This is a genomic window from Pseudomonas sp. B7, assembly GCF_016735645.1.
Classification (GTDB): Bacteria; Pseudomonadota; Gammaproteobacteria; order Pseudomonadales; family Pseudomonadaceae; genus Aquipseudomonas; species Aquipseudomonas glycinae.
This window is the reverse complement of record NZ_JAERRE010000007.1, coordinates 48,444-68,062: the sequence shown is the minus strand read 5'-3', so window position 1 is coordinate 68,062 and position 19,619 is coordinate 48,444. Positions and strand designations below refer to the sequence as shown.

The 19,619-nt window shown below is 59.7% G+C and carries 19 protein-coding genes; 11 read left to right on the top strand and 8 right to left on the bottom strand.

Translation table 11 applies throughout. The features are described 5' to 3' along the window. Positions 1-66: 66 nt before the first annotated feature. Positions 67-978, bottom strand: a complete 912-nt coding sequence (locus JKA62_RS16740) for a LysR family transcriptional regulator (protein ID WP_011336042.1) — start codon at positions 976-978, stop codon at positions 67-69. Positions 979-1,179: 201 nt separating this feature from the next. Here JKA62_RS16740 and JKA62_RS16735 point away from each other — a divergent pair, with 201 nt between their 5' ends. Together JKA62_RS16735 and JKA62_RS16730 are read left to right on the top strand one after the other, a co-directional pair. Then, positions 1,180-1,608 (top strand): hypothetical protein, encoded by a 429-nt coding sequence (locus tag JKA62_RS16735; RefSeq protein WP_011336041.1) that lies wholly within the window; start codon positions 1,180-1,182, stop codon positions 1,606-1,608. After that, entirely contained in the window at positions 1,605-2,051 is a 447-nt protein-coding gene (locus JKA62_RS16730; protein WP_201818718.1) for a hypothetical protein, read from the top strand. The genes JKA62_RS16735 and JKA62_RS16730 overlap by 4 nt, the downstream gene beginning before the upstream one ends. Positions 2,052-2,106: 55 nt before the next feature. Here the strand turns inward: JKA62_RS16730 and trmA are convergent, their stop codons facing one another. Then, positions 2,107-3,186, bottom strand: coding sequence for a tRNA (uridine(54)-C5)-methyltransferase TrmA (gene trmA, locus JKA62_RS16725; protein ID WP_201818717.1), 1,080 nt, complete (start codon positions 3,184-3,186; stop codon positions 2,107-2,109). After that, entirely contained in the window at positions 3,183-4,478 is a 1,296-nt protein-coding gene (locus JKA62_RS16720; RefSeq protein ID WP_201818716.1) for an NCS2 family permease, read from the bottom strand. Before JKA62_RS16720 ends, trmA begins: the two co-directional genes overlap by 4 nt. Positions 4,479-4,698: 220 nt before the next feature. Here JKA62_RS16720 and JKA62_RS16715 point away from each other — a divergent pair, with 220 nt between their 5' ends. Beyond that, positions 4,699-5,148, top strand: a complete 450-nt coding sequence (locus JKA62_RS16715; RefSeq protein WP_201818715.1) for a DUF4879 domain-containing protein — start codon at positions 4,699-4,701, stop codon at positions 5,146-5,148. A 67-nt stretch (positions 5,149-5,215) separates the two neighbouring features. After that, positions 5,216-5,767, top strand: a complete 552-nt coding sequence (locus JKA62_RS16710; protein WP_201818713.1) for a DJ-1 family glyoxalase III — start codon at positions 5,216-5,218, stop codon at positions 5,765-5,767. Between the two features lie 5 nt (positions 5,768-5,772). On the opposite strand, the gene JKA62_RS16705 is transcribed toward JKA62_RS16710, so the two are convergent. After that, complete coding sequence (locus JKA62_RS16705; RefSeq protein ID WP_201818711.1) at positions 5,773-7,011, bottom strand: MFS transporter; 1,239 nt, start codon at positions 7,009-7,011, stop codon at positions 5,773-5,775. A gap of 399 nt (positions 7,012-7,410) precedes the next feature. Between JKA62_RS16705 and JKA62_RS16700 the strand changes: the two genes are divergently transcribed. From JKA62_RS16700 to JKA62_RS16690, 3 genes are read left to right on the top strand one after another with little or no spacing between them, the layout of a single operon-like run. Beyond that, the gene (locus JKA62_RS16700) at positions 7,411-8,847 is read left to right on the top strand and encodes a cytochrome ubiquinol oxidase subunit I (RefSeq protein ID WP_011336034.1); all 1,437 of its coding nucleotides are present in this window, start codon (positions 7,411-7,413) and stop codon (positions 8,845-8,847) included. A gap of 3 nt (positions 8,848-8,850) precedes the next feature. After that, positions 8,851-9,858, top strand: coding sequence for a cytochrome d ubiquinol oxidase subunit II (gene cydB / locus JKA62_RS16695; RefSeq protein WP_011336033.1), 1,008 nt, complete (start codon positions 8,851-8,853; stop codon positions 9,856-9,858). A gap of 57 nt (positions 9,859-9,915) precedes the next feature. Next, entirely contained in the window at positions 9,916-10,083 is a 168-nt protein-coding gene (locus JKA62_RS16690) for a DUF2474 domain-containing protein (RefSeq protein WP_007950992.1), read from the top strand. Positions 10,084-10,152: 69 nt separating this feature from the next. On the opposite strand, the gene JKA62_RS16685 is transcribed toward JKA62_RS16690, so the two are convergent. Continuing rightward, entirely contained in the window at positions 10,153-11,277 is a 1,125-nt protein-coding gene (locus JKA62_RS16685; protein WP_201818709.1) for a methyltransferase, read from the bottom strand. Between the two features lie 175 nt (positions 11,278-11,452). Next, complete coding sequence (locus tag JKA62_RS16680) at positions 11,453-12,160, bottom strand: helix-turn-helix transcriptional regulator (protein ID WP_011336031.1); 708 nt, start codon at positions 12,158-12,160, stop codon at positions 11,453-11,455. A gap of 302 nt (positions 12,161-12,462) precedes the next feature. On the opposite strand from JKA62_RS16680, the gene JKA62_RS16675 reads away from it, so the two are divergent. Continuing rightward, entirely contained in the window at positions 12,463-13,239 is a 777-nt protein-coding gene (locus JKA62_RS16675) for a ferredoxin--NADP reductase (RefSeq protein ID WP_011336030.1), read from the top strand. Positions 13,240-13,271: 32 nt separating this feature from the next. Here the strand turns inward: JKA62_RS16675 and mscL are convergent, their stop codons facing one another. After that, positions 13,272-13,685: a large-conductance mechanosensitive channel protein MscL gene (mscL, locus tag JKA62_RS16670; protein WP_041475433.1), complete on the bottom strand. Its 414-nt coding sequence runs from the start codon at positions 13,683-13,685 to the stop codon at positions 13,272-13,274. Between the two features lie 285 nt (positions 13,686-13,970). Between mscL and katB the strand changes: the two genes are divergently transcribed. Further along, the gene (gene katB / locus JKA62_RS16665) at positions 13,971-15,509 is read left to right on the top strand and encodes a catalase KatB (RefSeq protein ID WP_201818706.1); all 1,539 of its coding nucleotides are present in this window, start codon (positions 13,971-13,973) and stop codon (positions 15,507-15,509) included. A 143-nt stretch (positions 15,510-15,652) separates the two neighbouring features. Then, positions 15,653-17,020, top strand: a complete 1,368-nt coding sequence (gene radA, locus JKA62_RS16660) for a DNA repair protein RadA (protein ID WP_007950985.1) — start codon at positions 15,653-15,655, stop codon at positions 17,018-17,020. Here the strand turns inward: radA and JKA62_RS16655 are convergent, their stop codons facing one another. Then, positions 17,021-17,389, bottom strand: coding sequence for a PilZ domain-containing protein (locus tag JKA62_RS16655; RefSeq protein WP_011336027.1), 369 nt, complete (start codon positions 17,387-17,389; stop codon positions 17,021-17,023). It abuts the gene before it with no gap. 159 nt (positions 17,390-17,548) lie between these two features. Between JKA62_RS16655 and JKA62_RS16650 the strand changes: the two genes are divergently transcribed. Further along, positions 17,549-19,615, top strand: a complete 2,067-nt coding sequence (locus JKA62_RS16650; protein WP_201818704.1) for a carbon starvation CstA family protein — start codon at positions 17,549-17,551, stop codon at positions 19,613-19,615. Positions 19,616-19,619: the final 4 nt, after the last annotated feature.

Below are 19,619 nucleotides of genomic sequence, written 5' to 3'. Positions count from 1 at the left end.
TACTTTAATCAATTGCCCTGCATCGACGACCCGGTTTTGTGGGCGGTGATCGCACACTGATGCAATTCAGTGCGGCAACTGCTCCACCAGAAAATCGATGAAAGCCCTGACACGCAGCGGCATGTGGCGATTCTGCGGGTACAACAAGGTGAACGGCCGCGAGCGTCCGCTGTAGGGTTTGAGCACTTCTATCAGCGAGCCGTCGGCCAGTTCTTTTTCGACAATGAAGCGATAGGTCTGGAACAATCCGGCACCGTGCCTGGCCAGGGTCACGCCACCGAGCACATCGTCCGAGCAGCAGAAATTGCCCTCGGCGAGGATTTCCCGTGGCGTCTCTTCGTCGTAAAACAGCCAGGTGATCCGCCGCCCGTTGCTGGGTAATTCGTACTGGATGCACTCGTGCTGTTCGAGGTCTTCGAGGGTCTGCGGCGTGCCGGCGCGTTTGAGGTAATCGGGGCTGGCAACCATCACCAGCGCCGCATCTTCCAAGTGGCGGGCGATCAGGCCGGAATCGGGAATCGCCCGCACGCGGATCGCCATGTCGTAGCCCTCGCCGACGAAGTCGATGTTGCGGTTGCTGATGTGCATGTCCACCTTCACCTGCGGGAAGCGCGCGCGAAAGGCCGGCAGCAGCGGCAGGATTCGGTGATGGGCGTAGGTCGTAGGAATACTGATACGCAGGGTGCCGGACGGTTCCTGCTGCTGGCCCATGACTTCCCGCTGCGCCTCGACCAGTTGTGCCAGCGCCTGACTGCATTCTTCGTAATAGCGCCGGCCGCTGTCGGTCAGTTTCACGCTGCGGGTGGTACGCGCGAACAGCCGCACGCCCAGGCGTTCCTCCATGCGGGATACCGAGCGGCTCACCGCTGCCGGCGTCACCGAAGCCGCCTGCGCCGCGCCGGTGAAACTGCCGCACTCGGCGGCCAGGCAAAACAGCTCGATGCTGCCCAGCTGAAGATCGTCGAAGTGTCTCTGCATGATTGATTACGCCGGGGAATGAGTCTTCGTATGTAGCAAATGCGTGGCCGCTGCGAAAGAACTGCTTACCATTTTGCGCGCGGCTTTTGCGGCTCCCGCACTAGGCTCGAAAGGTAACGGCCACAACAGGCGTTGGCGCCGATGGTCGGATTTGCCAGGGAATGGCAAGTGTTGAAACTTTAAACCTAACGGATGGGTAGCATGAAGGTATGCAGTTACAAAGGACTGTCAGTGGTGATCATGTTGCATGACGAACATTGTCCGCCCCACGCACATGTGGATGCAGGCGCCTGGAGCGCCCGCTTCAAATTCAGTTTCTGGCACAACGGCGTTGAACTGTGGGATGTGCTGCCGTTGTCGCATCGACCGCCGGTCAGCCTGCTTGAAGGGCTGCGCCAGTCGCTGCGTGAAACCGATCATCTGCGGCGGGCGCGCTGGATCTGGTGGACTCGGTTGCGAACGGCCTGTCTCGACAATCAATGGTGGGACGGGCAGTCGAATCAGGTGGCGGTGCTGCGGGAAGTCACCAGCACGAGTTTCAGGATTGGCTCGGCGTATTACGAGCCGGAGGTCAACAAAACCCTGTTGGCCTTGGTCGGCGCCAACGAAGGAGTGGAAATAGAATTATGAAAACAGTCAAAGCCACGCTGCACGCGGATCGACCCGTCACGGAAAAGCGTCTGGACGAAGCGGTCGACCGTGGTGGCGTGCGCCGACGCAGCAGCCTGCAAGCCGTGTCGGTGGCCTTTCAGAAACCGTGTCTGGTTATCCACTTCGAAGACAACAGTGGCGTGCTGCTCCCAGTGAATCTCTACCGGGAATTCGATGATTTCGAACCGGAAGACTTCACTGGATTGAACGTTGGCTTTGCCGGCACAGCGCTCTGCCAAGACGGCAAGGATTTGCAGGTTTCCATCGCCGGCATGATCTCGGCCAGTCAGCCACTGATGGCCATGGCAGCCTCGGTGATCGCCTCCCGCAATGGTCGCCAGAGCAGCACTGCGAAAGCTGAAGCTGCACGGGCCAACGGCAGGAAGGGCGGGCGCCCGCGCAAGATCGATCCCGTGCCATGAACAGGCACAAAAAAGCCGTCGATGAGGACGGCTTTCTTGTTTTTGGCACCTGCGATCAACGTCGGGTCAGCAGCACGCCGGATTCCATGTGGTGAGTCCACGGGAACTGGTCGAACAGTGCGCAGCGGGTGATGCGGTGCGTGTCGTGCAGTTGGGCAATGTTGGCCGCCAGCGTTTCCGGGTTGCAGGAGATGTACAGGATGTTGTCGAAGCGCCGGGTCAGCTCGCAGGTGTCCGGGTCCATGCCGGCCCGTGGCGGGTCGACGAACACGCTGCCGAATTCGTAGCTTTTCAGATCGATGTCGTGCAGGCGACGGAACGGGCGAACTTCGTTCAGGGCTTCGGTCAGCTCTTCGGCGGACAGGCGCACCAGGGTGACGTTATCCACAGCGTTTTCGGCCAGGTTGCTCAGTGCGGCGTTGACCGAAGTCTTGCTGATTTCGGTGGCCAGCACTTTGCGCACGCGGGTTGCCAGCGGCAGGGTGAAGTTGCCGTTGCCGCAGTACAGCTCCAGCAGATCGTCGCTGCGATCGCCCAGTGCTTCGTAGGCCCAGTTGAGCATCTTCTGGTTCACGGTGCCGTTCGGTTGGGTGAACGCGCCTTCCGGTTGGCGATAGCTGAATGTGCGACCGCCGACGTCGAGTTTCTCGACCACGTAGTCGAGGCCGAGCACTTCGCGCTTGCCCTTGGAACGACCGATGATGCTGACGCCCAGATCCGTCGCCAGTTTGGTCGCCGCCGCATGCCAGTGCTCGTCCAGCGGACGGTGATAGCACAGGGTGATCATTGCGTCGCCGGCCAGGGTGGTCAGAAACTCCACCTGGAACAACTTGTGGCTCAGCGCTGCGCTGGCCTGCCACGCCGCCTTCAATTGCGGCATCAACTGGTTGATGCGCAGGCTGGCGATCGGGAACTCTTCGATCAGGATCGGCGTGCGTTTGTCGTCCTGCGAGAACATCGCGTAATGCCGCTCACCCCCCTCGCGCCACAGGCGGAATTCGGCGCGCAGGCGGAAGTTCTGCAGCGGCGAGTCGAACACCGTCGGCTCCGGTGCATCGAACGGGGCCAGCAGGTCACGCAGGCGCGTGACCTTGTCTTCGAGTTGTGCGGCGTAGGCCTGGGAATCAAAAGTCATGCGTTGAACCAACCCAGCTTGATCACGAACAGAATCGACAGGATCACCAGCGCCGGGTTCAGCTCACGGGCGCGGCCGGACAGCAGTTTGATCGCAGTCCAGGCGATGAAGCCGAAGGCGATGCCGTTGGCGATGGAATAGGTGAAAGGCATCGCCAGGGCGGTGACCACGACCGGCGCGGCGACGGTGATGTCTTCCCAGTCTATTTCCGCCAGGCCCGAAGTCATCAACACGGCGACGAACAGCAGCGCCGGCGCGGTAGCGAACGCCGGTACGCTGGCGGCCAGTGGCGAGAAGAACAGCGCCAGCAGGAACAGGATTGCGACGACGATGGCGGTCAGGCCGGTGCGGCCGCCGGCACTCACGCCCGCAGCGGATTCGATGTAGCTGGTGGTGGTCGAGGTGCCCAGCAGCGAACCGGCCATCGCAGCGGTACTATCCGCGATCAGCGCACGGCCCATTTTCGGCATGTGGCCGTCCTTGCCCATCAGGCCGGCGCGCTTGGCGACGCCGATCAGGGTGCCGGAGTTGTCGAACAGGTCGACGAACAGGAAGGCGAAAATCACGCTGACCAGACCGATGTCCAGAGCGCCCTTGATGTCCAGTTGCAGGAAGGTCGGGGCCAGCGAAGGAGGCATCGAGGTCACACCGCCGAACGGGGTGAAGCCCATCACGATCGAGGCGATGGTCACCGCGAGAATGCCGATCAGCACCGCGCCGCGTACTTTCAGGGCTTCAAGGGCAACGATCAGGGCGAAACCGAGGGTGGCGAGGATCGGGGCCGGCTGTTTCAGGTCACCGAGGCCGACCATGGTCGCCGGGTTGCTGACCACGATGCCGGCGTTGTGCAGGGCGATCAGTGCCAGAAACAGGCCGATACCGGCGGCAATCGCCGAGCGCAGCGGCAGCGGGATGCTGTTGATGATCCACTCACGGATGCGGAAGATCGACAGCAGGAAGAAGCACACCGCCGAAATGAACACCGCGCCCAGCGCCACTTGCCAGGTGTGGCCCATGTGCAGCACGACGGTGTAGGTGAAGAAGGCGTTCAGACCCATGCCCGGCGCGAGGGCGATCGGGTAGTTGGCGATCAGGCCCATGACCGTGGAACCGATGGCGGCTGCCAGACACGTGGCGACGAACACCGCGCCCTTGTCCATGCCGGTCTCGCCGAGGATGCTCGGGTTGACGAACAGAATGTAGGCCATGGCCAGGAAGGTCGTGACGCCCGCCAGAATCTCGGTCCGCACGTTGGTGTTGTGTGCCTTGAGTTGAAACAGCCTTTCCAGCATGTCTGCTCCCCGTGGCGCGCGTGGCGCCGTGAATGTATCGACCTCAACAGCAAAGCACAGACCGTCGCAAGCGCCTGGAAAATTGTGGTGGGCCGGAAAAAGCCGCGCATCATACCAGCAGCGTGAGGAAGATGGCGGATGTTGGTGTCGATCGTCGGCGAAGTTTTGCACCACGACTAACTACGCCATACTGCGCGCTGTTTTTTCGGGGATGGATCGCATGAACAAGGGTTGGATGAAGACCGCTGGACTGATGGCCTTGCTGCTGGCCGGTGTACCGGCTGCACTCGCGGCGTCGGCACCGCCATTGAGCGAGGTGAAAGTCATCAAGGTTCAGTCATCGTCCTGCGGGCTTGAAGACATTACCGATGGTCAGGTGCAGACCCGTTGCGATCACAACGCGCCGGGCATCAAGGTCTATGTGTTGGAAATCGGCTACGGCCAGAGTCAGCCTCAGGCAGCACTGGACGGTTTCGAAGTGAATGGCACCCGGAGTCCGGTCTGTGCCTTCGATAACGGCAACCTGACCGAGTGCACGCCCGGCAGCAAAACCGTCGGCTCGCTGTATACCTTCGATCTGGCGGCCCGTCAGGAAGGCACCTTTACCTTCAGCAACACGTCGATCAACGCCCCGCGCAACACGATGTCGACCCAGCTTTACATCAAGTAACGGCTGTCGCCGAACAGGGCAGGGCAAAGCTGACTACGCTTTAAAGACCACCCAGCGGAAAGCGCCCATGACCTATAGAGCCCTGATTACCCTCGCCGAGGGCATCGATGATCTGCAATGCGTGACCCTGATCGACGTGCTGCGCCGCGCCGGCATCGAAGTAGTGGCGGCCAGCATCGAGGGCCGGCGCATGCTGACCTGCGCCCGAGGCACGCGATTGACCGCCGACGGCATGCTCATTGATGTGCTGGCCCAGACCTTCGACCTGATTGTCCTGCCCGGTGGTGCCGTCGGTGCGCAACACTTGGCCGCGCACCAGCCTCTGCAACAATTGCTCAAGGACCAGGCCAGCGCCGGACGCCTGTTCGCCGCCATCGCCGAAGCCCCGGCCTTCGCCCTGCAAAGCTTCGGTGTATTACGTCAACGCCGGATGACCTGCCTGCCCGTCAGCAGTCATAACCTTTCCGGTTGCACGTTTGTTGATCAACCTGTGGTGGTCGACGGTAATTGCATCACCGCCCAGGGCTCCGGCGCCGCGCTTGCGTTTGCGCTGACACTGGTCGAGCAACTGGCGGGCAAGGCCGTCAGAGCGAAGGTGGCGGGGGAGTTGCTGGCCTGAGAGCGTCAGGCCTTCACCTCTTCCACCGGCACATGCATCCGGTCGCGGTTGGCCAGGGTCGGGAACAGTTTGATCCAGGTTCCGGTCACCACCAGCGTGCCGATGCCGCCCATCACCACCGCCGGCACGGTGCCGAACCAATGCGCGGTGAGACCGGACTCGAATTCGCCCAACTGGTTTGAGGCACCGATGAACAGGCCGTTCACCGCGCTGACCCGGCCGCGCATTTCGTCCGGGGTTTCCAGTTGCACGAACGAGGCGCGGATCACCATGCTGATCATGTCCGCCGCGCCCAGCACCGCAAGTACCGCCAGGGAAAACCAGAACGAGGTCGACAGACCGAAGGCGATGGTTGCCACGCCGAATACACCGACGGCGGTGAACATTACTCGACCGACGTTTCGCTCGACGGCAAACCGCGCCAGGAACAGCGACATCATCAGTGCGCCAACCGCCGGCGCCGAGCGCAGCAACCCCAGCCCCCACGGCCCGGTCAGCAGGATGTCCTTGGCGAACACCGGCAACAGCGCCGTGGCGCCGCCGAGCAGCACGGCGAACAGATCCAGCGAGATCGCCCCGAGAATGTCCGGGCGGCTGCGAATGAAACGAATCCCTGCCAGCAACGAATCCAGTGTCGCCTTGCCCTTGTTCAGCGGGGTTTGCCGTGCGGGCAGGTTGAGCATCAAGGTGCAGGCGATGACATACAGAATCACCGTCGGCCCGTAGACCCACACGCTGCCGAAGGCGTAAAGCAGACCGCCGAGGGCCGGGGCGACGATGGTGGCCGATTGCTGTGCAGATTGCGCGGCGGCGACGGCACGCGGGAACAGCGCACTGGGTACGATGCTCGGCAGCAGCGCTTGAGTGGTCGGCATCTCGAACGAGCGTGCGGCGCCGAGCAGGAACGCCAGGATAAAGATCATTTCCCGGGTGACATGATCGGTTGCACTGCCGATGGCCAATGCCAGCGCGATCAGGGCCTGCAACGACTGGCAGATCGCCGCGACTCTGCGTCGGTCGTAGCGATCGGCAACGTGGCCGGTGTGCAGCATGAACAAGACCCGTGGTGCGAATTCCACCAACCCGACCAGACCCAGGTCGAGCACATTGCCGGTCAATTGATAGAGGTTCCAGCCGATCGCCACGGTGAGCATCTGAAAACCACTGGCGGTGAAGATCCGGGCAAACCAGAACGCAAGAAAGGGACGGTGGTGACGTAACAGCAAGGGCTCTTGGCTGGGCATTTGCGGGCCGGTCGTGATCGAGGGGAACCGCGAGATTATCACCAGTCTGTAACAGGAAGTTGCTATGACAGAAAATTTAGTTAGCCAGACATCGATTTTTCTGCGCCGTGGCGCGAAACCCGGCCACCGATGTATTTCAGGGCGTTGCCGTGACTGTGAGGCAACTTGTCACGCGGCAAAAGACCACGCGGTTTCCCGTCGGAAATGGGACTACTCTTTCTACGTTGATTGATCCAGATCAAGACCTTTCGTGGAAACGATCGCGGACCCGTCGGCAGACTCCCTGCGTCGCGATGCCTGTAAAAAGAAGAACGAATCCGAGTTCGCCGCACTCCATACCCGTGGGGGCAGTGGTTCAAGGCCGCCAGTCCTGGACCGTTATCTGATAGAGGAAAGCTTATGTTCGGTTTAGAGGCCCTGGATCTCGCCCGAATTCAGTTCGCATTCACCATCTCGTTCCACATCCTGTTCCCGGCGATCACCATCGGTCTTGCGAGCTATCTCGCGGTGCTGGAAGGCCTGTGGCTGAAAACCGGCAACGACACCTACCGTGATCTTTATCACTTCTGGTCGAAGATCTTTGCCGTCAACTTCGGCATGGGCGTGGTCTCGGGCCTGGTCATGGCTTACCAGTTCGGCACCAACTGGAGTCGCTTCTCGGACTTCGCCGGCTCCGTTACCGGGCCGTTGCTGACGTATGAAGTGCTCACGGCGTTCTTCCTCGAAGCCGGTTTCCTCGGGGTGATGCTGTTCGGCTGGAACAAGGTCGGGCGCGGCCTGCACTTTTTCTCCACGGTGATGGTCGCCATCGGCACACTGATTTCGACCTTCTGGATTCTCGCTTCCAACAGCTGGATGCAGACCCCGCAGGGCTTCGAGATCGTCAACGGTCAGGTCATTCCAACCGACTGGCTGGCAATTGTCTTCAACCCATCGTTCCCCTATCGCCTGATGCACATGGCGACCGCAGCGTTCGTCGCAACGGCGTTCTTCGTCGGTTCGTCAGCGGCCTGGCACCTGCTGCGCGGCAAGGACAACCCGGCGATCCGCACCATGCTGTCGATGGCGATGTGGATGGCGTTGATCGTTGCGCCGATCCAGGCTGTCATCGGCGACTTCCACGGCCTCAACACCCTCGAGCATCAGCCAGCAAAAATCGCTGCGATCGAAGGCCACTGGGAAAACGTCGGCGACGAAGCGACACCGCTGATTCTGTTCGGCTGGCCGGACATGAAGGAAGAAAAAACCAAGTTCGCTGTCGAGATTCCATACCTCGGCAGCCTGATCCTGACCCACTCGCTGGACAAGCAAGTCCCGGCGCTCAAGGAGTTCCCGCCAGAAGACCGGCCGAATTCCACCATCGTGTTCTGGTCGTTCCGGATCATGGTCGGCCTCGGCTTCCTGATGATCTTCACCGGTCTGTGGAGTTTGTGGCTGCGCAAGCGTGACTCGCTCTACACCTCGCGGCCGTTCCTGTACCTGGCGTTGTGGATGGGGCCGTCCGGTCTGATCGCGATCCTGGCGGGCTGGTTCACCACTGAAATCGGTCGTCAGCCGTGGGTGGTCTACGGGCTGATGCGCACGGCGGACGCGTCTTCCAACCACAGTTTCATGCAGATGAGCATCACGCTGATCATGTTCGTGGTGGTGTACTTCGCGCTGTTCGGTGCGGGTCTGGGCTACATGATGCGTCTGGTGCGCAAAGGACCGAAGACCGACGAAGGCAAGGAAACCAACGAAGGTGGTCCTGGCCAGAAACGTACGCCGGCCCGTCCGTTGTCCGCTGCCGACGACGATGGTGCCGAACACGACCGCAGCCTGACCAAGGAGATTTGAGTCATGGGTATTGATCTTCCGCTGATCTGGGCCGTGATCATCATCTTCGGCATCATGATGTACGTGGTCATGGACGGTTTCGATCTGGGGATCGGGATTCTCTTTCCGTTCATCCCCGGCAAGACCGACCGCGACGTGATGATGAACACCGTCGCCCCGGTGTGGGACGGCAACGAAACCTGGCTGGTACTGGGCGGCGCTGCGTTGTTCGGCGCCTTCCCGTTGGCTTATTCAGTGGTGTTGTCGGCGCTGTACCTGCCGCTGATTTTCATGCTGATCGGGCTGATCTTCCGTGGCGTGGCGTTCGAGTTCCGCTTCAAGGCCAAGGACGACAAGCGTCACCTGTGGGACAAGGCATTCATCGGTGGTTCGATTGCCGCAACGTTTTTCCAGGGTGTGGCGCTGGGCGCGTTCATCGATGGTCTGCCAGTGGTCAACCGGCAATATGCCGGCGGTTCACTGGACTGGCTGACGCCGTTCACGCTGTTCTGCGGCGCCGCACTGGTGGTGGCGTATGCCTTGCTCGGCTGCACCTGGCTGATCATGAAGACCGAAGGCAAGTTGCAGGAACAGATGCATGACCTGGCGCGACCTTTGGCCTTCGTGCTGTTGGCGGTGATCGGTGTCGTCAGTCTGTGGACGCCGCTGGCCCATCCGGAAATTGCGACGCGCTGGTTCAGCATGCCGAATCTGTTCTGGTTCATGCCGGTGCCGATTCTGGTGCTGGTGACGATGTACGGTCTGATTCGCGCGGTGGCACGCAATGCCAACTACATGCCGTTCCTGCTGACCCTGGTGCTGATCTTCCTCGGCTACAGCGGTCTGGGCATCAGCCTGTGGCCGAACATCGTGCCGCCGTCGATCTCGATCTGGGACGCCGCCGCACCACCGCAAAGCCAGGGCTTCATGCTGGTGGGCACGCTGTTCATCATCCCGTTCATCCTGGGTTACACCTTCTGGAGCTATTACGTGTTCCGCGGCAAGGTCACCCATGAAGACGGTTATCACTAAGGGTGATCACGATGGCGCCGACAGCGGCGCCATCTCCCTCAACCGGAGGATGCAAGCATGACCGGCAAACATTCCCTGCACGACATTGAAGAAGCCGAAAAAAAGCCGCTGTGGCAGCGGCTCGGCTGGTTGGCCATGATCTGGGTCGGCAGCGTCGGTGCATTGTTCATCGTCGCCAGCCTGATGCGCATGTTCATGAATGCAGCAGGCCTGACCACGCACTAAGACTTCCCATCCCGCTGCCTTGCGGCACGGATTTTTAACCCTCCGACCGGAGGGTTTTTTTTGCCCGGATTATTTGCGTGCCTTGAGGATCACGAATTTTGGCGTGGCCGCGACCTGCTCGACACCCCGGAACAGTCGCGCCAGTTTGCTGTGATATCCCAGGTGACGGTTGCCGACGATGTACAGCGCACCACCGACGACCAGCGCTTCGCGGGCCTGCTGGAACATGCGCCAGGCAAGGAAGTCGCCGACCACCTGTTGCTGGTGAAACGGCGGGTTGCACAGCACCACATCCAGCGATTGCGCTTCCTGTCCGGCAAGGCCGTCGCCTGCGCGCACGATCGCTTCACGTTCACCCAGCGCCGCGCGCCAGTTTTCGGCCGCCGACTGCACGGCCATGAACGATTCGTCCACCAGCGTGTAATGCGCATCTGGGTTTTGCAGGGCGCTGGCGATGGCCAGTACGCCGTTACCGCAGCCTAGGTCGGCGACCCGTGCCGCGCCGAGGTTTTTCGGCAGGTGCGGAAGGAAGGCACGGGTGCCGATGTCCAGCCCTTCACGGCAGAACACGTTGGCATGGTTGAGCAGTTCGATGGCCGGCTCGTCGAGGCGATAACGGGTCGGGTAGGGCGAGACAGCGGGTGCCTTCGCCTCGGGCGTGGCGATCAGCAAGCGTGCCTTCTTCACCGCCAGCGAAGCCTGAACCGGGCCGATATAGCGTTCCAGCAGATCACCGGCGGCGCGGGGCAGATGTTTGACCATGGCTGCGGCGACCACTTGCGCGCCGGGCGCCAATTGGCCTTGCAGGCGAATCAGTTGTTCTTCCAGCAGTGCCAGGGTTTTCGGAACGCGGATCAGCACCCGGTCAAATGGCCCGACCAACGGCTCGCTGGCGGGAATGCCGCGCAGCGCATCGAATGCCTGACCATTGCGCAGCAGGTTTTTTTCAAGGCCTTGAAACGCCAGGAACGAATCGCCGCTGGTGCTGACCTGCACGTTGCCTGACAGGCTGATGGCCAGCGCGCCGAAACTGTCGTTGAGCACCAGAACCCGTGTCTCGATCGGCAGATTCTGTTCGGCCAGATGATTGAGCAGGTATTCGTCGGCTGCGTCGAAGGCTTGTAGCGGTTCGTTCTGCTGTTCGGGCTGGCGGATCAGATCAAGCTGGGCGAAGGGCGTATCGAGCAAAGGCATGGGGCGGGGACTCTGGGTAATCGACGGGTGTCCCGCGGCCCAGGGTTTAGTGCGGCGGAACCAACCGAGTGCACTGCGACGTGAACGCTCACGACATCACTCAGGAAGGCTGCAAATGGTACTTTTTTTTTGTTGGCAATACTCGTCTGATTTCACTGCGAGGGTTGAACGAGGTCTAGAGGAATCCGAGCTTGGAAGCCTTGACGATGGCTGACATCTTGTTGCACGCGTTGAGTTTAACGATCAGATTTTTGATGTGATAGTTCACGGTCCGCTCGGCCACATTCAGAATCTGACCGATTTCCCAGGCGGTCTTGCCATAGGCGCACAGCCTGACAATTTCCAGCTCTCGAGTAGACAGGCGCACGGGAGGCGGTTTGGCCGGCACTGGCGGTAGTGCATGGACGAATAATTCACTCAAGTGCTGCGTGATGAAATGCATGACGCCGTATTGATCGTAGAGTTCCAGTGCGAAGATTTCGCTTTGGGGACGTGCCAGACTGATTGTGCAGCACAGGTCATTTTCTTCGTTGAGATACGATTGCGACCAGCCATGTTCCATTCCGTGATTTCGAAGTGCATTCCACATTTGCGGTGCTTTCGAGAAGGCTTTTCTGTTCCAGAGAAATGGCAACATGGATTGGTGGCAGTATGATGTTATTGGGTCCTCTTCACTGTAGTTATTCTCGTATTCTTCGTTCCACGCTTTAGTGAAGTTATTGATATGGAACGGTTTGAATGACGGGGACTCAGGTCGCGAGACTTGAATGCCGCAAAACTGGAAACCTATGTTATTGGCAAACGTTCTCAAAATCGGGAATGCACTCTCGATTTCCTTCGCGCGCGTAAGCTGTTTTATCTGGTACTCCTTCCACCTATCCATTTTTTAGTTCTCCAGGAGCTGGTTCGCAGGGGGGGGGATTGGATCCAAGATCCCCGACACGAAATCCAGTGTAGGACGCTTCCTGCAAAGTGTTTAAACTTTTTTGCTCTTGAAGAGGCGGGTTATAGAGAATATCCATAACCGGATTTTATATGTGAGGGTTCATATAAAGATCTTTAATGCTCACACTAATTGATTGAATTTTTTCAGAGTGATAGCACTATGGAATGTCATTACAAACTGTCGGTGTTCCCGCGAGGACTAATGCGTAACACTTGAGTCATTGTTGATGGAGTAAATCGATGACCGCCAGCAGCGAAAAATTCAGCCGCCAGACACTGCTCGATGTGCAACCACTGACCCCGAACCTGTTCACGCTGCGTACCACGCGGGATACAGGTTTCCGCTTCCGTGCCGGACAATTTGCCCGGATCGGCGTGACGCGCGAGGATGGAAGTACGGTGTGGCGCGCCTACTCGATGGTGTCTTCGCCGTTCGACGAATTTCTTGAATTCTTTTCCATCGTGGTGCCGGGTGGTGAATTCACCAGTGAACTGAGCCGGCTGAAAGCCGGGGATACCTTGCTGATCGAGCGCCAGGCCTTTGGTTATCTGACGCTGGATCGCTTCATTGATGGCCGCGATCTCTGGCTGTTATCCACCGGCACAGGCGTGGCGCCGTTTCTGTCGATCCTTCAGGACTTCGAGGTCTGGGAGAAGTTTGAACGAATCATTCTGGTCTACAGCGTGCGAGAGGCGCGGGAACTGGCTTATCAGCAGCTGATTGCCGAGCTGACTCAGCGTGACTACCTGGCTGAATATGCTCATAAGTTCCAGTTCATCCCGGTGGTTACCCGTGAACCGTATGCCGGCGCCCTCAACGGGCGCATCACCACGCTGATCGAAAATGGCGAGCTGGAGAATAGGGCAGGCGTGGAGCTGACGCCGGCGCATTCGCGAGTCATGCTTTGCGGTAACCCGCAGATGATCGATGACACCCGGGCCCTGCTCAAGCAACGTGGCATGGCCTTGAGTCTGACCCGGCGACCGGGGCAGGTCGCGGTGGAAAACTACTGGTAAGAAAACGGCGCCCTCAGGCGCCGTTTCAGTCTTCAGGGCCGGTTGTTCTGGGCCTTGAGCAGATCGCGGATCTCGCCCAGCAGTTCTTCTTCCTTGGTCGGCACGGGCGGCAAGGTAGGCGCTACGGCTTCTTCGCGTTTCAAGCGGTTGATGGCTTTGACGCCCATGAAAATCGCGAAGGCGACGATCACGAAGTCAAGAACGCTCTGGATGAATTTACCGTACGCCAGCACCACCGCAGGGGCGCTGCCCTCGGCGGCTTTCAGCGTGATGGCCAGGTCACTGAAATCCACTCCGCCGATCAGCAGGCCGATTGGCGGCATGATCACATCGCCGACAAACGACGAAACGATTTTGCCGAAGGCCGCGCCGATGATGATACCGACGGCCATGTCGACCACATTGCCTTTGACCGCGAAGGCCTTGAACTCGCTGAGCACGCCCATAGTTATTTCCTTGTTACAGATGAGTTTGGTGTACGCAGTGTAAATCAGCATAACGCGTCCTGCGCGTAACACCTTCTTACAAAGCCCGTTTTTATCGACACACCATTTCGCAATTAGTTTGCAAAGTGCCACTAATCGCGCGCGAAATACGCTGCAACTCCCTGATCCTGAAGAAAAATTAATCAATCATCGCGTTACGATCTTTCTATTTATGTTTGTCTGGCTGAGCTCTTAGCCTCTGTCTGGCGCACCTGGATGCGCCTCAAAAAAACAGAGGAACCTGAAATGAATTCCACACTTGGTTCAGGGATTATTCCCCGTCGCACCATTGGCGTATTGGCCGCCAGCCTGCTGACCCTTTCCGTGAACGCCGCCCCCCTGACCCGGGATAACGGTGCGGCAGTCGGCGACAACCAGAACTCGCAAACCGCCGGCGCCAACGGCCCGGTGCTGTTGCAGGACGTGCAACTGATCCAGAAGCTGCAACGTTTCGACCGTGAACGCATTCCCGAACGTGTCGTGCATGCTCGCGGCACCGGTGCCCATGGCACGTTCACCACAACCAACGATCTGAGTGATCTGAGCAAGGCCAAGGTGTTTACCGCCGGCCAGGTCACGCCGGTGTTCGTACGTTTCTCGGCGGTGGTTCACGGCAATCACTCTCCGGAAACCCTGCGTGACCCTCGGGGATTCGCAACCAAGTTCTACACCGCTGACGGCAATTGGGATCTGGTGGGCAACAACTTCCCGACGTTCTTCATCCGCGATGCGATCAAGTTTCCGGACATGGTGCATGCCTTCAAGCCCGATCCGCGTACTAACCTTGACGATGACTCGCGTCGTTTCGATTTCTTCTCCCATGTACCGGAAGCCACCCGCACATTGACCGAGTTGTATTCCAACTCGGGCACTCCGGCCAGCTATCGGGAGATGGACGGCAATAGTGTGCACGCCTACAAGTTGGTTAATGCCAAGGGCGATGTGCACTATGTGAAGTTTCACTGGAAAAGTTTGCAGGGCATCAAAAATCTCGATCCGCAACAAGTTGAGAAAGTTCAGGGGCGCGACTACAGCCACATGACTCACGACTTGGTAGAAAACATTCAAAAAGGAAACTTTCCCAAGTGGGACTTGTACATTCAAGTCTTGAATCCGCAAGACTTGTCCAAGTTTGAATTCGATCCTCTTGATGCAACCAAGATCTGGCCAGGTGTTCCAGAGCGAAAAGTTGGACAAATGGTGTTGAACCGTAATCCTGCGAATGTCTTCCAGGAAACTGAACAGGTCGCCATGGCGCCATCGAATGTGGTGCCGGGCATCGAGCCTTCGGAAGACCGTCTGTTGCAAGGCCGGATATTTGCCTACGCCGATACCCAGATGTATCGCCTTGGCGCCAACGCCCTGCAATTGCCGATCAATGCCGCCAAAACTGCTGTCAACAATGGCAATCAGGATGGCGCGATGAATGCCGGTGCGAGCACCTCGGGCGTCAACTATGAGCCTAGCCGTCTGCAGCCGCGTGAAGAGACGGCAGGCACGCGATACAGCCAGACCGCGCTGCAGGGCAGCACGCAACAGGCGAAGATCCAGCGTGAACAGAACTTCAAGCAGGCCGGAGATCTGTATCGCTCGTTCAGCAAGAAGGAACGTCAGGATCTGATCGAGAGCTTTGGCGGTTCGCTGGCGAGTGCCGATGACGAGAGCAAGCACATCATGCTGTCCTTCCTCTATAAGGCGGATCCGGAATACGGCGCCGGGGTGACCAAAGTGGCCAAGGGTGACCTGAGTCGGGTCAAGGCGTTGGCGGCCAAACTGGCCGACTGACCGCGCGCCCCTCAAACCCCGGCAACTGTCGGGGTTTGACCGACAGCAGCGCCGCGCGTCTGGCCAGCGGAGAAATCCGGTCCGGTGCGCCGCGCTGATCGACGATGGCTGCGTTATCATCTCGGTTTTTGCCGGGGGTTCAGATGGCCAAGGCCAAGCGCATGTACGGCTGCACCGAGTGCGGCGCAACCTTTCCCAAGTGGGCCGGGCAGTGCGGCGAATGCGGCGCCTGGAACACCCTGACCGAAACCATGGTCGAGAGCGGCGGTGCCGCCGCCCCGAGCGGGCGCACCGGCTGGGCCGGACAACAGGCCCAGATCAAGACCCTGGCCGAAGTCAGCATTGAAGAGATTCCGCGTTTTTCCACAGCCTCCGGTGAACTCGACCGAGTCCTTGGCGGCGGTCTGGTGGACGGTTCGGTGGTACTGATCGGCGGCGACCCCGGCATCGGCAAATCGACGATTCTGTTGCAGACCCTGTGCAACCTCGCCAAGAGCATGCCGGCGCTGTACGTCACCGGTGAGGAATCCCAGCAACAGGTCGCCATGCGCGCACGCCGCCTGGGCCTGCCGCAGGATCAACTGCGGGTCATGACCGAAACCTGCATCGAAACCATCATCGCCACCGCCCGCCAGGAAAAACCCAAGGTGATGGTGATCGACTCGATCCAGACGATTTTCACCGAACAATTGCAATCGGCGCCGGGCGGCGTATCCCAGGTACGCGAAAGTGCGGCGTTGCTGGTGCGTTACGCCAAGCAAAGCGGCACGGCGATTTTCCTGGTCGGCCACGTGACCAAGGAAGGCGCGCTTGCAGGGCCGCGGGTTCTGGAACACATGGTCGATACCGTGCTGTATTTCGAAGGCGAGTCCGATGGCCGGTTGCGTTTGCTGCGAGCGGTAAAAAACCGTTTCGGTGCCGTCAACGAACTCGGCGTGTTCGGCATGACCGACAAGGGCCTGAAAGAAGTCTCCAACCCTTCGGCGATTTTTCTTACCCGCGCTCAGGAAGAAGTCCCGGGCAGTGTGGTGATGGCAACGTGGGAAGGCACCCGACCGATGCTGGTGGAAGTCCAGGCACTGGTGGATGACAGCCATCTGGCCAATCCGCGTCGGGTGACGCTGGGTCTGGACCAGAATCGTCTGGCGATGCTGTTGGCTGTTCTGCACCGGCATGGCGGCATTCCGACCCACGATCAGGACGTGTTCCTCAACGTGGTCGGCGGGGTGAAGGTGCTGGAAACCGCGTCTGACCTGGCGTTGATGGCCGCCGTCATGTCGAGCCTGCGCAACCGTCCGCTCCCCCATGATTTGCTGGTGTTTGGTGAAGTCGGCCTGTCCGGCGAAGTGCGCCCGGTGCCGAGCGGTCAGGAGCGATTGAAGGAAGCCGCCAAGCACGGCTTCAAGCGCGCGATCGTGCCCAAGGGCAATGCGCCGAAGGAAGCGCCTCCGGGTTTGCAGATCATTGCGGTGACGCGTCTGGAGCAGGCGCTGGACTCGTTGTTCGAGTGATCAGACGTCAATCAGCGCCCCAAGCTCGCGTTCCAGTTCGGTTTCGTCGGTCAGATTGAGTTCGATCAGGCGACGCAGGCGCTGAATCGACTCCAGGCTGATATGCCGGCACACGAAACCGAGCTGGCCGTGATCTTCATGAGCCAGTTGCACATCCATCTCGATGTGCACGTCCTCGCTCAGATGAATGTCGACGAAAAAGTCCTGCTCGGGATTGCCCAGCCACGGCTCGGGCCGCTCGATCAACAGCCCTTTGAGCGACAGGTCGATCAGCTTCACCGGCCAGATGTACTCGCCCTGGCTCAATTCGGTTCTGGCGTCGAACGCGATACGTTTGAAGCGGCGACGCTCGGACGGGTGCTCGCTCATGGCGCAATCCTCAGGAAGGTCAGCTGACTATAGACCCGACCGGCGGGGTGATGCCAACGAATGGACTGTCTAGACCAATGTCGGGGTATGGCCTTTGCCGCCAGTAGCGCTAAACTCGGGGTGGCTGTCTTTCTTGTCCACCCTGGCTGGAATAATAAAATGAAAAATAATAATAGCCTGCTACGCCACTTACCCTGGCTGCTGCTGGCAATCGTAGGAGCGTGCGCCCTGGGCGTAGTGGCATTGCGCCGAGGCGAGGCGATCAACGCCTTGTGGATTGTGGTCGCCGCCTTGGCCATCTATCTGGTTGCGTACCGTTACTACAGTCTGTTCATCGCTAACAATGTGATGCAACTCGATCCGCGTCGGGCCACCCCCGCCGTGCTCAACAACGACGGTCTGGACTACGTTCCAACCAACAAACACATTCTCTTCGGTCACCACTTCGCGGCCATCGCCGGCGCGGGACCTCTGGTTGGCCCGGTACTGGCGGCGCAGATGGGTTATCTGCCCGGTACGCTGTGGCTGATCGCCGGCGTGGTGCTGGCGGGTGCGGTGCAGGACTTCATGGTCCTGTTCATGTCGACCCGTCGCAACGGCCGTTCGCTGGGTGACATGGTGCGTGAAGAAATGGGCCGTATCCCCGGCACCATCGCCCTGTTCGGCTGCTTCCTGATCATGATCATCATCCTCGCGGTGCTGGCGCTGATCGTGGTGAAAGCCCTGGCTGAGAGCCCGTGGGGCATCTTCACCGTGATGGCGACCATCCCGATCGCGATGTTCATGGGCATCTACATGCGCTACATCCGTCCGGGCCGCATCGGCGAGATCTCGGTAGTCGGCGTGTTGCTGCTGCTGGGTTCGATCTGGCTGGGTGGGCAGATTGCCGCCGATCCGGTCTGGGCCAAGGCCTTCACCTTCACTGGCGTGCAGATTACCTGGATGCTGGTCGGTTACGGTTTCGTCGCCGCTTCGCTGCCGGTGTGGCTGATTCTGGCGCCGCGTGACTATCTCTCCACGTTCCTCAAGATCGGTACCATCGTCGCCTTGGCGATCGGCATCCTGGTGACCATGCCCGAGCTGAAAATGCCGGCACTGACCCAGTTCGTCGACGGCACCGGCCCGGTGTGGAAGGGCGGTCTGTTCCCGTTCCTGTTCATCACCATCGCTTGCGGTGCGGTATCCGGTTTCCACGCGCTGATCTCTTCCGGGACCACGCCGAAGCTGCTGGATAACGAAACCAACGCCCGTTACATCGGTTACGGCGGCATGCTGATGGAATCGTTCGTGGCCATCATGGCCATGGTCGCTGCCTCGGTGATCGAGCCAGGCGTGTACTTCGCCATGAACAGCCCGGCCGCCGTGGTCGGCGGTGATGTGGTGTCCGTGGCAACCGCAGTCAGTAACTGGGGCTTTGCAATTACCCCGGAAGCCCTGCAAGCCGTGGCGCATGACATCGGCGAAACCACCATTCTGGCTCGTGCCGGTGGTGCACCGACCCTGGCGGTCGGTATCGCGCAGATCCTGCACAGTGTCCTGCCGGGTGAAAACACCATGGCGTTCTGGTACCACTTCGCGATCCTGTTCGAAGCGCTGTTCATTCTGACCGCAGTCGATGCCGGTACACGTGCCGGTCGCTTCATGCTGCAGGACTTGCTCGGCTCCTTCGTGCCGGCACTCAAACGTACTGAATCCTGGTCCGCCAACCTGATCGCCACCGCCGGTTGTGTGGCGATGTGGGGCTGGTTGCTGTATCAGGGCGTGGTCGATCCACTGGGCGGGATCAACACCCTGTGGCCGCTGTTCGGTATCTCCAACCAGATGCTGGCCGGTATCGCGCTGATGCTCGGTACCGTGGTCCTGATCAAGATGAAGCGCCAGCGTTACATCTGGGTCACCCTGCTGCCGGCCACCTGGCTGCTGATCTGCACCACGACTGCAGGCTTCATCAAGCTGTTCGACGCCAACCCGGCGATCGGCTTCCTGTCTCTGGCCAAGAAGTACAGCGATGCATTGGCCAACGGTCAGGTGCTGGCGCCGGCGAAAAGCGTCGAGCAGATGCAGCACGTGATCTTCAACGCCTACACCAACGCTACATTGACCGCGCTGTTCCTGTTCGTGGTATTCAGCATCCTGTTCTATGCGCTCAAGGTCGGCATCGCCGCCTGGGGCAAAAAAGAGCGTACGGACAAAGAATCGCCATTCCAGGCCCTGCCGGACGCGTAACCAG

What these genes read in the sequence shown, in the direction of transcription:
- JKA62_RS16740 (WP_011336042.1), bottom strand. Translation starts at nt 978, where the DNA reads ATGCAGAGACACTTCGACGATCTTCAGCTGGGCAGCATCGAGCTGTTT.
- JKA62_RS16735 (WP_011336041.1), top strand. Translation starts at nt 1,180, where the DNA reads ATGAAGGTATGCAGTTACAAAGGACTGTCAGTGGTGATCATGTTGCAT.
- JKA62_RS16730 (WP_201818718.1), top strand. Translation starts at nt 1,605, where the DNA reads ATGAAAACAGTCAAAGCCACGCTGCACGCGGATCGACCCGTCACGGAA.
- trmA (WP_201818717.1), bottom strand. Translation starts at nt 3,186, where the DNA reads ATGACTTTTGATTCCCAGGCCTACGCCGCACAACTCGAAGACAAGGTC.
- JKA62_RS16720 (WP_201818716.1), bottom strand. Translation starts at nt 4,478, where the DNA reads ATGCTGGAAAGGCTGTTTCAACTCAAGGCACACAACACCAACGTGCGG.
- JKA62_RS16715 (WP_201818715.1), top strand. Translation starts at nt 4,699, where the DNA reads ATGAACAAGGGTTGGATGAAGACCGCTGGACTGATGGCCTTGCTGCTG.
- JKA62_RS16710 (WP_201818713.1), top strand. Translation starts at nt 5,216, where the DNA reads ATGACCTATAGAGCCCTGATTACCCTCGCCGAGGGCATCGATGATCTG.
- JKA62_RS16705 (WP_201818711.1), bottom strand. Translation starts at nt 7,011, where the DNA reads ATGCCCAGCCAAGAGCCCTTGCTGTTACGTCACCACCGTCCCTTTCTT.
- JKA62_RS16700 (WP_011336034.1), top strand. Translation starts at nt 7,411, where the DNA reads ATGTTCGGTTTAGAGGCCCTGGATCTCGCCCGAATTCAGTTCGCATTC.
- cydB (WP_011336033.1), top strand. Translation starts at nt 8,851, where the DNA reads ATGGGTATTGATCTTCCGCTGATCTGGGCCGTGATCATCATCTTCGGC.
- JKA62_RS16690 (WP_007950992.1), top strand. Translation starts at nt 9,916, where the DNA reads ATGACCGGCAAACATTCCCTGCACGACATTGAAGAAGCCGAAAAAAAG.
- JKA62_RS16685 (WP_201818709.1), bottom strand. Translation starts at nt 11,277, where the DNA reads ATGCCTTTGCTCGATACGCCCTTCGCCCAGCTTGATCTGATCCGCCAG.
- JKA62_RS16680 (WP_011336031.1), bottom strand. Translation starts at nt 12,160, where the DNA reads ATGGATAGGTGGAAGGAGTACCAGATAAAACAGCTTACGCGCGCGAAG.
- JKA62_RS16675 (WP_011336030.1), top strand. Translation starts at nt 12,463, where the DNA reads ATGACCGCCAGCAGCGAAAAATTCAGCCGCCAGACACTGCTCGATGTG.
- mscL (WP_041475433.1), bottom strand. Translation starts at nt 13,685, where the DNA reads ATGGGCGTGCTCAGCGAGTTCAAGGCCTTCGCGGTCAAAGGCAATGTG.
- katB (WP_201818706.1), top strand. Translation starts at nt 13,971, where the DNA reads ATGAATTCCACACTTGGTTCAGGGATTATTCCCCGTCGCACCATTGGC.
- radA (WP_007950985.1), top strand. Translation starts at nt 15,653, where the DNA reads ATGGCCAAGGCCAAGCGCATGTACGGCTGCACCGAGTGCGGCGCAACC.
- JKA62_RS16655 (WP_011336027.1), bottom strand. Translation starts at nt 17,389, where the DNA reads ATGAGCGAGCACCCGTCCGAGCGTCGCCGCTTCAAACGTATCGCGTTC.
- JKA62_RS16650 (WP_201818704.1), top strand. Translation starts at nt 17,549, where the DNA reads ATGAAAAATAATAATAGCCTGCTACGCCACTTACCCTGGCTGCTGCTG.